Genomic DNA, 12,291 nt, shown 5'->3' with positions numbered 1-12,291 from the left:
TGGTTATCTGTATGCCTAAATCTCCTAAAATTCCTGCTGAATTGGTCAACCTTGCAACAACTGGTAATAGTGACGCTCAATTTGAACTTGCTGAACTGTATATGCAAAGTGAAAATGAAGATGACATTACGCTTGCAGAAGAATGGGCGCTCAAAGCAGCAGCATTAGGTCATGTAGAAGCCATGTATTGGCTCGGTGAAGGTTATGCTTTTTATGCCAAAGAACTTCGTGAAGAAGACCCACGCGAAGCAGAAACCTACTTTGGACATGCACATCATTGGTTAAAACAAGCTGCTGAACTAAAACACCCTACTGCAATATTAGAGTTGGCTGGTTTTTACCGTCGGGGCGATGTGGTTGAAAAAGATGTCACTAAGTCAATTGAGCTGGTACAACAAGCGGCGGAACTGGGTGAGGCTCAAGCCATGCGTGATTTGGCTTTCATTTATGAAAATGCACTTGGTGTTGATGCGGATGAGGAAAAAGCAAAATACTGGCATGACAAGGCGGATGCCGCAGAGCAAGAATAAAAGCAAAAGCCCATCCTTTGATGGGCTTTTTACTACTTAAAACTTACGTACAAAAATAATATCTAAATCCTGCTTAGGCACAAAATTCTTTTCTGTCATTTGAAATTGTGTCGAACTGATCTTTTTCACCTGACCATTCCAACAAAATGAAACCAACTCATTGGGATCACGCTCAATCGTCAGTTTAAAATTTTGAATCGGTTTCGCCCAATTTGCGCCCGTTTTCAAGATATAACCCAACGCCTGATAAGGTGCATATTGTGATTTGGCTTTTTTCAAACCTGCTTTGAAGCTTTGATCCATACAATAAGTCTTTTCATCCTCTTCAGGATATAAAGAAACCGAACCACCGACCAATGGTGCATATTCATGCTGAATATGGGTCATGCTGTTCGCTTTAAAATTTTGTTTCCAACTATAAATAACCTGAGACTGCCAGCGAATGAGATCTTCATCTTGAATTTTTAGTAGTTTTTGCACTCTTGGATTTTTACAAGTTTGAATTTTTTTCTGAATAGAAGTACTTATATCGGCATTTTCACCTTTCCACGGCTGTATCAACTCTTGCTGCGTGAGACTACAAGCCATAAGCTCATTCGTTACATCGGCTTGAAAGTCTCCATCATGAACATATTCTTGTTCACTACTCGGTAAAAAAGCCCGTACATGCACCTGAGGCTGTATACGCTGACCATTAACTTGAACTGTAAAACTATCAATTAAACCTGTGGCATCAGCATAATCATAGTCCATGTAATTTTGAACTTTCGGTAAGGGAAATAAAATAGTCTCGTTTACCAAATGTTTACTTAAATTTTTAAACTCATAATCGACAGTGATTCGCTTTTTACTGATAAATAAGTTTTCACTATACATTTGAATATCTTTATTTTTCAGATATTGCACACCGCCTGTTGCAACAAAACCTGTACTGTCATTTGCACTCACGTACATAGACATAAATACAAATAACCCTATTATTTTTTTCATTTTAATCTTCTTTTTTAAGGTTTAATGTTCTGCATGAGTCTCAAAGTTTGCATTCTCGATCATGATCACCTGACGACAAATGCCTTCGGCTTTTCGTTGCTGTTCAAATACAGACGCAGGCATCGCATCAAAACTATCAAAGAAACAGATTTCCTGCTCATCTATAGAATAAACCAGTGAATGGTTTCCGACGTCTTCTAAAGTATCGTAATAGACAATGATAAATTTATTTTGCTCAAATGCCTGTTGAATTTGTTGGTAATTGATGGCCGCTAAAACTGGCAGCTTTAGTTGCTCAGCTTCTGCATAACTCAATTTTTCTTGTTCTTGAAGCTCTGAGTCTTCATCAGTATAAAATTGAACATCAAAGCCAAATTTCTTTAATCCGACTGCCAAGCCAATGGTTGTCGTTCCGTTTTCTGCATCATAACCACAGACCTCTATCAACTGCTCAATATCCGCATCGATATATAAATGCTGGAGTAGCATCCATACCGCATAAATACCGCCATTAGCTTCAAGGTTCATTAAGGATTCAGGGATATTCACGGCCATAACACAATTCAAAAAAGATGATTGTGTTGATAATAAACAAAACATCGTTGGAACTGAATCAATTTCCAAGTACAATACTTCGCTAGTCGAGGGATGCTGCGACTTTTTCACAGGTACATAAATGTGAAATCGCTAGGCTCGACGATCCGGTTCAAATCCTTTTTGAGTCAACAACGGCATCCGCGAACTGAATGATCAATTTTTTATATTAGGAGATCGTGATGAACGCGGTTACTGCTTCATTTACAGATTACAAAGTTGCTGATATTTCACTCGCTGACTACGGCCGTAAAGAAATCAAACTTGCAGAAGCTGAAATGCCAGCCCTAATGGGTCTGCGTAAGCGTTACTCTGCTGCTAAACCACTTGCTGGCGCAAAAATCCTTGGTTGTATCCACATGACCATTCAAACTGCTGTTCTCATTGAGACATTAGTTGAATTAGGCGCTGAAGTTCGCTGGACATCTTGTAACATCTTCTCAACTCAAGACCACGCTGCTGCTGCCATTGCTGCGTCTGGTGTTCCAGTATTTGCTTGGAAAGGCGAAACTGAAGAAGAATACATGTGGTGTCTTGAACAACAAATCAATGTAAACGGCACACCTTGGGATGCCAACATGATTCTGGATGATGGCGGTGACTTAACTGCACTTGTTCATGAAAAATACCCAGAAGTTCTAGCGAAAATCCACGGTATTACTGAAGAAACCACAACAGGTGTGCAACGTCTGCTTGAAATGTGGAAAGACGGTTCACTTAAAGTTCCTGCTATCAACGTCAACGATTCAGTAACTAAATCTAAAAATGACAACAAATACGGTTGCCGTCACTCGCTAAACGATGCGATTAAACGTGCAACAGATATGCTGTTATCTGGTCGTCGTGCGCTTGTCATTGGTTACGGTGACGTAGGTAAAGGTTCTGCACAATCGCTTCGTCAAGAAGGCATGATCGTACGTGTTTCTGAAATCGACCCAATCTGTGCAATGCAAGCATGTATGGACGGTTACGAAGTTGTATCTCCATACAAAAATGGCGTGCAAACTGGTAAAAAAGAAGACGTAAACGCTGACCTTCTTTTAAATACTGATCTGATCGTAACGACTACAGGTAACTACCACGTTTGTGACGCTGCAATGCTTGATTCGTTAAAAGCAGGCGCTGTGGTATGTAACATCGGTCACTTTGACACTGAAATCGACACCAACTACTTACGTGGTTACAAGTGGGTTGAAGTGAAGCCACAAGTTCACCAAGTTTATCGTTCTGAAAATGATAGCGACTACTTGATTCTTCTTTCTGAAGGTCGCTTAGTTAACCTAGGTAATGCAACAGGTCACCCATCACGTATTATGGATGGTTCATTTGCCAACCAAGTCTTGGGTCAAATGCACTTATTCGCTGAAAAATTTGCTGATCTTCCAGAAGATCAAAAACAAGCGGCGATTCGTGTAGAACTTCTTCCTAAGAAATTAGATGAAGAAGTTGCTGCGGCAATGGTTGCTGGTTTTGGTGGTGTCTTGACTCAATTGACTCAAGAACAAGCAGACTACTTAGGTGTAGCTGTTGAAGGTCCGTTCAAATCTGACGCTTATAAATACTAAGTTGCAAACCTCTCCTAACCTCTCTTGCGCTGAACTTTAAAGCAGTGCTTAAAGTCTGCTCAGGAGAGGGACTTTCATTACCGAATGATGTTAGCAGTGAAATCTTGTTATCTCTATTCAATGTAATGAATCCCCTTCTCCCTCTGGGAGAAGGATGGGATGAGAGCAAATACAAAAAATAGCATTTATAAAAAAGGATTTGATGATGAGCAAAAAAGTTCCAATTTCTTTTGAGTTTTTCCCAACCAAAACCGATGCTGGTGCAGAAAAACTTAAAGTCGTACACCAAGAACTTCAGTTATTAAACCCAGAGTTCTTCTCAATTACTTACGGTGCTGGTGGTTCTACCCGTGAACGTACCCTTGCTGCCATTGCTGAATTCAATGGTAAAGGTACGCCTGTTGCACCGCACTTATCTTGTATTGGCGATGACAAAGCACGTATTGCTGAATTACTCGACATCTACAAAGATCAAGGCATTGACCGTATTGTCGCTTTACGTGGCGATTTACCTTCTGGACAAGTCGGTTTAGGCGAGTTGCCATACGCAACAGACCTCGTGCGCTTTATCCGTGAGCATTCAGGCGATCACTTCCATATTGAAGTTGCCGCTTACCCTGAAATGCATCCACAAGCAGAAAGCTTTGATTTAGACATTCAACGTTTCTGCGACAAAGCGAATGCTGGTGCCAATGCGGGTTTAACGCAGTTCTTCTTTAATCCAGATGCTTACTTCTATTTTGTAGATCGCATTCAAAAAGAAGGTGTGAACATTCCTGTTGCACCAGGCATTATGCCAATTACCAATGCCAGCAACTTGATTCGCTTTGCAGATGGTACAGGCGCTGAGATTCCACGTTGGATTCGTAAGCAACTGGCAACCTATGGTGATGACACTGCCAGCATTAAAGCATTTGGTCATGAAGTGATTGTGAAACTTTGTGAACGCCTGATTGCAGGTGGCGCACCGAGTTTGCACTTCTACACCATGAACACGACTGATCCTACCCGTCAGCTTGTACTAGACCTCGGTTTAGCATAAGTATTTAAACTAGATTCACCCTATTTGAGAGTAAAACCGAATGCCTCGTTTTTTTATGGAAGCAGAACTCAATGTTGATCACACTGTCGAACTGACTGAAACTGTGTTTCACCACTGGGTAAAAGTTTTGCGTGCTCAAGTCGGTGAAACGGCTACTTTGTTTAATGGACAAGGCGGCGAATATGAAGTGACCTTAAGTGACGTTGCTAAAAAGTCAGCATCAGTTCAGGTCACTGCTTTTAACCCAACCAATCGTACACCTGCGTTTAAAACTTTACTCGGTCAAGTCATGAGTAAAGGTGATCGTATGGACTATGTCATTCAAAAGGCAGTTGAATTAGGCGTTTCCGAAATTCAACTATTAACGTCTGAACGTTGTGAAATGCGTTTGAAATATGATCGCGACCAAAAGAAGATCGATCATTGGCAAGGAATTGCCATCGCGGCATGTGAACAATGTGGCATGAACATTGTTCCCACTATCCATGCTCCAGTCAACTTAGATAAATGGCTCGCATCTGAATTACCTGCGACTCGACTTGTACTCGCTCCGAATAAAGAAAAATTCGACGTATTGGCAAATGCAACACCAAACATTGCACTACTCATTGGGCCTGAAGGTGGTTTAAGTGAGGCTGAAATTATAACAGCCAATGAGCACGGTTTTATCAACTGGTGTATTGGTGAGCGTGTATTACGTACAGAGACAGCACCAGTCGTCGCTTTGTCAATCCTCAACTACAATTTAGTGATTTAAATCACATAAACAGCCGAGTCACCCTTTTGTTCTGTTAATATATTGATTATGATGTACAACAATATTACCCTTGACTTATATCAAAATATAAATTGATTGTGTTTTACACAATGTATTTAAATTTGAAAAAAGACACAACACAACGCCATTGGGTCATAAAAAAAATAAGGTTTCGCGATTCATGCCAGATATTTCTACAGAAAATCTTGATCGGCACTTGCAGACTGCGCAAATATCGCATTCCATTAGCCATCTTCGTTTCCTCATCAGTAGCTTACTGATTCTTAATTTTTATATTTTCTGTGCATATCACTATAATTTTTCTCAATATTCCTTTTATTTTAACCTGTGGTTTTTTGTTTCTGAGTTTATCCTCAGTATTTTTTGGCTCGTGAACACCGTGTATTTCAACCCGAAAAACCACTCTGCCAAACATGCGCACCGCTGGATTCAAGGCATCTGTTTAAGTATTGGTCTTTTGGTTGCAGCAGGCGTCGTCTGTATCTACTACTACTTACCCAGCCTATCTGGCAATTTTAACTATACAAATGCCCTACTCTTATCTGCACTCTTAGTGATTGTCACACAGACCGTTTGCCTCACCTATTTAACGCAGCGCATCAATTATTTTTGTTTGGTTTTTATTCCGTCTATCACCCCTTATGTCCTCTCGCAATTTATCAACTTCGATGCCAATCACACTCTTTTTCACCTTGCTGTGAACTTTATTCTGATTGTGATTTTGCTCTGTGCCAATGCCACCAACCGTATTAATCAGCACTTATCCCGTCTCTCAATTAAAAATCGAGAGCTGAAAAAAGAAGCTGAAAAACAAGTCGCTTGGACCGATGATTTATGCAAACAGCTACAAAACGAAGTGAATAAATCCAAAGAAATTGAACAACAGTTACAACTGAATAATCAATTGCTTGAGCAAAAAGTACGTGAACGAACCTTTGACATAAATCAAATCAATAAAGACTTAAAAAATAAGCAAGAAAACCTATCGCTTGCCCATGAAATTTCAGGTATTCGTCCTTGGGATTGGAATATTAAAGATCGGCTCATTTCCCTAACCAATCACAAACAAGAAAAAGTACTTAAAAATTCCACAGAGCATCAGCTTCAGCTTCAGTACCTGATTCATCCAAATGATATTGCCCCGTTTAAATCTGCAATGAAAAGTCATTTACGGGGTCATTCAGACCGCTATGAAGCCACTTATCGTGTGCAACACAATAACGGGAAATGGTACTGGGTACATGACACTGGGCGTGTCATTGCTCGCGATCCAATCAATCAAAAACCGTTACAAATGGTCGGTATTCGACGTGACATTCAACATGAAAAAAGCAACCAAGAACGTCTGCGACTAGCAGCGAGCGTACTTGAACAAGCTGAACAAGGGATTTTCATCTTAGATGAAGACCTGCGTTATATCGACGTAAATCCCTTCTTTGAACGTTTGGCTGGCTTTGAAGCTGCACAAATCAATGGCAAACATTTGTTTGATATTGTTGCGAACTATAAGTCGCTTCAACGCACCACACATAACCAAATCATTGGCCAACTCCTTAAAAAAGGCGAATACGACGGTGAACTGAATGAAAAGTTTCTGTCGGGCAAAGAGTTGTGTATTTGGATGCATCTGAATGCCGTTACCGACGAGCAATATCGTGTCACGCATTATATTGGTATCGTGTCCGATTTAACCGAGCGCAAACTGCAAGAACAGCGTCTTTCCTATTTAGAAAACTACGATACGCTGACCGACTTACCCAATCGTTTTTACTATAACTATCAGCTTCATCAGTATTTGGTTTCTCAACAAGACAGCATTAAACAACTGGCGATTATTCGGCTCAATATTGACCGTTTCCGTCCATTGAATGAATTCTTAAGCAATAATGGAGGCGATGAGCTGCTGCGCCAAGTTGCCCAGCGCCTTCGTTTGACCAATGCTGAAGCCCTGATGGTGGCTCACTTGAATGGTGATGATTTTGCAATTGTATATGAGGTCTCTCATATTCGACCCTCAGTTCAGGAACATATCGATCGCATTAATAAAGCCTTTAGTCTGCCTTTTGATATTTTTGGTCAAGAACATATTATTACGCTTTCAATGGGGATTTCGCAGTACCCTGAACATGGTCGTCAACTGGACTACTTAAACAACTGTGCCGAACAAGCGCTGAGTGAAGCAAAACGTTTAGGTGGAAATGCCACAAAGTTCTACAGCCTGAGCAATACCGTTGCATTGGAAGAAGGGATTTATTTAGAGCGCGATTTAAGACTAGCGATACAAAACAATGAGTTAGTGGTTTATTACCAGCCCAAAATCAACTTTCACAATCAGAAAATTTATGGTTTTGAGGCACTGGTACGCTGGAATCATCCAACCAAGGGCATCGTACCGCCAGGTCTGTTTATTCCTATGGCAGAAAAAACCAGCTTGATTTCAGACATCGGTCGCATTGTGATTTTACAAACCGCGAAGCAAATCAAAGAATGGAATAAATTGGGTTTTGATAATATCTGTGTCTCGGTCAATGTGGTTGCCCAACAACTACAACGCGGACAGCTTTTAAAGGACCTAGATGAAGCCCTTGATCGATACAAAATTAGTGGCAGCAGCCTCGAATTAGAAATTACAGAATCCACTTTGGTTGAAAACTCGGAAACGGTAAAAAATCTCCTTGAAACCATCAAATCACGTGGCATTCATATTTCTTTAGACGACTTTGGCACAGGTTATTCCTCGCTGTCTTACCTCACTGACTTCCCAATCGATACTTTAAAAATTGATCGAAGCTTCATTTCAAAAATTGGGCACTGCAAACAAGAAGCTATTGTGAGTGCCATGATTGCCATGGGGAAAGCCATGGGTATGACCGTGGTGGCGGAAGGAATTGAGACCGAACAACAACTGAGTTACCTGCAAAACTTAGAATGTGATATCGCGCAAGGTTATTTATTTTCAAAACCTCTTCCACAGCTCGATGCTACCCAATACTTAAGAGATCATCTAGATACGCCCTCTTATACATACTTAATATAAATCAGACTGTTTTAGCTCTAAGTTTGCCTTAAAAAGCACCAGCTATCACTGGGATATACCAGCAACTAATGGTATATTCGGTCTTGTCTACTAAAAAACCACCAGCTCCGCTGGCTAACCCACGCTACAAAGAGATTCAGATGGACGATCAATCATTAAAACAGCAAGCTTTGTATTATCACGAATTTCCAACTCCAGGGAAAATCAGCGTTACACCAAGCAAGCAGCTGGTCAACCAACGTGACTTAGCTTTAGCTTATTCACCAGGTGTTGCTGCACCATGTTTAGAGATTGAACGCGACCCGTCTACTGCGGCGCTTTACACAGCGCGTGGTAACTTAGTTGCTGTGGTCAGTAACGGTACAGCCGTACTTGGCCTTGGTAACATTGGTCCTTTAGCGTCTAAACCTGTTATGGAAGGTAAAGGCGTACTGTTTAAAAAATTCGCTGGTGTTGACGTTTTTGACATCGAAATTGCAGAAAATGATCCTGACAAAATCGTGGACATTGTTGCTGCATTAGAACCGACTTTTGGTGGTATCAACCTTGAAGACATCAAGGCACCAGAGTGTTTCTATATCGAGCAAAAACTACGTGAACGCATGAACATTCCTGTGTTCCACGACGACCAACATGGTACTTCTATTATTGTCGGTTCTGCTTTGCTAAACGCTTTGCAGTTAAATGGCAAAAAAATTGAGGAAATCAAGATTGTTGCTTCAGGTGCAGGTGCAGCAGCATTATCTTGTTTAGATCTTCTTTGTGCAATTGGTGCGAAGAAAGAAAATATCGTTGTGGCTGACTCTCGCGGTCTGCTTACCACGAAACGTGAAGGTCTAGATGAGTCTAAAAAACGTTATGTACAAGATATCGAAGGCACTCAACTGGCTGACGTGATTGCAGGCGCAGACATGTTCCTTGGCTTATCTGCTGCGGGTATCTTAACCAAAGAAATGGTTAAGGTCATGGCGAAAGATCCGATTATCTTTGCACTTGCAAACCCAGATCCTGAAATTCTTCCTGAACATGCACATGAAGTTCGTGATGACGTGATCATGGCGACAGGTCGTTCAGACTATCCAAACCAAGTGAACAACGCACTTTGCTTCCCTTACATTTTCCGTGGTGCTCTTGATGTAGGTGCAACAACGATCAATGAAGAGATGAAAATCGCATGTGTCTATGCAATTGCGCGTATGGCACACATTGAAGCAGATGCAGCATCTTATGGTGAAAAATCAGCATCTTTTGGTCGTGACTACCTTATTCCACGTCCACTCGATCAACGTCTGATTTTAGAAATTGCACCTGCTGTCGCACAAGCAGCAATGGACTCTGGTGTAGCTGATCGACCAATTCAAGACTTCTCTGCTTATCGTCAGCGTCTGTCTGAGTTTGTCTACAACTCTGCATTTATGATGAAGCCTATTTTTGCTCAAGCAAAATCCGACCCAAAACGTATTGCCTATGCTGAAGGTGAAGACCTACGCGTACTTCGTGCAGTACAAATTGCGGTCGATGAAGATCTTGCAAAACCAATTTTAGTCGGTCGAACTGCGGTTATTGAAGCGAACATTAAAAAGTTAGGCTTACGTCTTGAACATGGTGTGAATATCACGATTGTCGATCAAGAAAAAAATCCTGACTACGAACTGTTTGCAGATGACTACTACACGCTCATGCAACGTAAAGGTGTAACACCTGAATATGCGCAACGTGAAGCACGTCGTCGTTCGACCTTGATCGCGTCGATGTTAGTGAAACATGGTAAAGCAGACGGGATGCTATGTGGTACGTATTCAAGCTACGATATCCACTTAGACTTCGTTAAAAACATCATTGGTAAAAAAGAAGGTCACAACTCTTTCTTTACATTGAATGCTTTAATGCTTGAAGACCGCAACCTGTTCATTGCTGACACTTACATCAACCGTAATCCAACGGCTGAACAACTGGCTGAAATGACTATTTTAGCCGCTGAAGAAGTGCGTCGTTTTGGTATGACACCACGTGTTGCGCTACTATCTCACTCAAGCTTCGGTTCAGACCAGACCGACCCAAGCGCACAAAAAATGCGTAAAGTGTTTGAGATTTTGTCGCAAATCGCGCCAGAACTTGAAGTTGAAGGTGAAATGCATGCGGATGCAGCATTGGATGAAAACATTCGTAGCTTTGCATACTCAAACTCACGCTTCAAAGGTTCTGCGAACCTATTGATCATGCCGAACTTGGATGCAGCCAACATTTCATTTAACCTGTTGAAATCAACGTCAGGTAATAATGTCACCATTGGCCCTATCCTACTGGGTGCAGCAAAGCCAGTTCATATTTTGACACCGACAACAACAACACGTCGTTTAGTGAATATGACTGCACTAACTGTAGCTGAAATTCAAGAAGCGGAGAAAAACGGCGAATAATTGTTTGTCGTTGTACTCGCATCTTGTGACTTGAGAAAACCTCTATTCTGTAGCATGATGGCTGCAAGAATAGAGGTTTTTTCATGCAAGTTTATTTAGTAGGCGGTGCGGTCCGAGATCAGCTTCTGGGTCACCCCTATCACGAAAAAGATTATGTAGTTGTCGGTGCAACACCTGAACAACTGCTTGCCCAAGGTTTCCAACCTGTAGGTAAAGATTTTCCTGTTTTTTTACATCCTGAAACCAAAGATGAATATGCGCTGGCCCGCACCGAACGTAAGTCAGGGCATGGTTATCATGGCTTTGAGTTTTATACCGACAGTACCGTTACCCTAGAACAAGATTTAATTCGACGTGATCTTACCATCAATGCCATTGCAATGGATGATGAAGGCACACTGTATGACCCCTATGGTGGCCAGCGCGACTTAGAGCTGCGTGTTTTAAGGCATGTTTCTGATGCTTTCGTAGAAGACCCTCTACGCGTCCTCCGTGTTGCACGATTTGCTGCACGTTATAAAACCCTAGGATTTACGGTAGCCGAAGAAACGTTGGCACTGATGCAGCAACTCGCAGACTCGGGTGAACTGGAGGCACTAACTCCTGAACGCATTTGGAAAGAAACCTCTCGTGCTCTGATGGAAGATCATGCCGATGAATACTTTGAAGTGCTACGTCGCTGTGGTGCTTTAAAAGTACTTTTTCCAGAAATCGCGGCACTTTACGGTATTCCACAGCGCCCTGAGTATCACCCTGAAATTGACTGCGGTATTCATACCATGATGTCACTACAGCAAGCATGTCGTGCCAACTACGCACTGGATGTTCGTTTTGCTGTTTTAGTGCATGACTTAGGCAAAGCTTTGACACCTGTGGACGAGCTACCGCGTCATATCATGCATGAAGAACGTGGGGTCAAACCTGTGACAGAAGTGTGTGAGCGTCTAAAAGTTCCAACGCAGATGAAACAGCTCGCAATTACGGTCTGTAAAGAACATTTGAAATGTCATCAAGCCCTGAACTTAAAACCAGGTACTTTATGGCGCTTACTGCAACGCTTAGATGTACTACGCCGCCCAGAACGGGTTGAAGCCTTTGTGCAGGCCTGCGAATGCGACTCACGTGGTCGTTTAGGACTTGAAGATCGAGAATACCCACAGTCTGCATATATTTTAAAGGTGATGGATGTAGTGCGAAATATCAAAGCACAAGACCTACCTACGGATATTAAAGGCCCGGATATCGGTGAAATGCTGATAGAACGTCGAATACACGCGATTGGAGAGCTAAAGGCTCAGTACAGTTAAAACTTGATCGACTCAAATAAAGCGCCAC

9 protein-coding genes are annotated in these 12,291 nt (G+C 41.8%); 7 read left to right on the top strand and 2 right to left on the bottom strand.

Annotated features, from left to right (window positions below; genetic code table 11):
• Positions 1-11 precede the first annotated feature (11 nt).
• On the top strand, positions 12-530 hold the full coding sequence (locus MN200_RS05960) for a tetratricopeptide repeat protein (RefSeq protein ID WP_242760312.1): 519 nt from the start codon (positions 12-14) through the stop codon (positions 528-530).
• A gap of 36 nt (positions 531-566) precedes the next feature.
• Here MN200_RS05960 and MN200_RS05955 read toward each other — a convergent pair whose 3' ends face one another.
• Positions 567-1,520: a DUF4424 family protein gene (locus tag MN200_RS05955; RefSeq protein WP_242760311.1), complete on the bottom strand. Its 954-nt coding sequence runs from the start codon at positions 1,518-1,520 to the stop codon at positions 567-569.
• Positions 1,521-1,541: 21 nt separating this feature from the next.
• A complete protein-coding gene (locus MN200_RS05950; RefSeq protein WP_242760310.1) occupies positions 1,542-2,075 on the bottom strand; it encodes a cysteine peptidase family C39 domain-containing protein in 534 nt (177 codons plus the stop codon).
• A 221-nt stretch (positions 2,076-2,296) separates the two neighbouring features.
• Between MN200_RS05950 and ahcY the strand changes: the two genes are divergently transcribed.
• From ahcY to MN200_RS05920, 6 genes are all read left to right on the top strand, one after another.
• Positions 2,297-3,679 carry an adenosylhomocysteinase gene (gene ahcY, locus MN200_RS05945; RefSeq protein ID WP_242760309.1) on the top strand — a complete coding sequence of 461 codons (1,383 nt, stop codon included), beginning with the start codon at positions 2,297-2,299 and terminating at the stop codon, positions 3,677-3,679.
• A 205-nt stretch (positions 3,680-3,884) separates the two neighbouring features.
• Positions 3,885-4,721: a methylenetetrahydrofolate reductase [NAD(P)H] gene (metF, locus tag MN200_RS05940; RefSeq protein WP_242760307.1), complete on the top strand. Its 837-nt coding sequence runs from the start codon at positions 3,885-3,887 to the stop codon at positions 4,719-4,721.
• 40 nt (positions 4,722-4,761) lie between these two features.
• Complete coding sequence (locus MN200_RS05935) at positions 4,762-5,478, top strand: 16S rRNA (uracil(1498)-N(3))-methyltransferase (protein ID WP_242760305.1); 717 nt, start codon at positions 4,762-4,764, stop codon at positions 5,476-5,478.
• Between the two features lie 181 nt (positions 5,479-5,659).
• Positions 5,660-8,536: an EAL domain-containing protein gene (locus MN200_RS05930; protein WP_242760303.1), complete on the top strand. Its 2,877-nt coding sequence runs from the start codon at positions 5,660-5,662 to the stop codon at positions 8,534-8,536.
• 140 nt (positions 8,537-8,676) lie between these two features.
• Positions 8,677-10,956 carry an NADP-dependent malic enzyme gene (locus MN200_RS05925; protein ID WP_168159180.1) on the top strand — a complete coding sequence of 760 codons (2,280 nt, stop codon included), beginning with the start codon at positions 8,677-8,679 and terminating at the stop codon, positions 10,954-10,956.
• 83 nt (positions 10,957-11,039) lie between these two features.
• A complete protein-coding gene (locus tag MN200_RS05920) occupies positions 11,040-12,263 on the top strand; it encodes a multifunctional CCA addition/repair protein (RefSeq protein WP_242760301.1) in 1,224 nt (407 codons plus the stop codon).
• Positions 12,264-12,291 lie beyond the last annotated feature (28 nt).

This window comes from Acinetobacter sp. LUNF3, assembly GCF_022699605.1.
In the GTDB taxonomy this organism is placed as follows: Bacteria; Pseudomonadota; Gammaproteobacteria; order Pseudomonadales; family Moraxellaceae; genus Acinetobacter; species Acinetobacter johnsonii.
The sequence above is the reverse complement of the archived record's forward strand: the minus strand, read 5'-3'. Positions and strand labels throughout refer to the sequence as shown.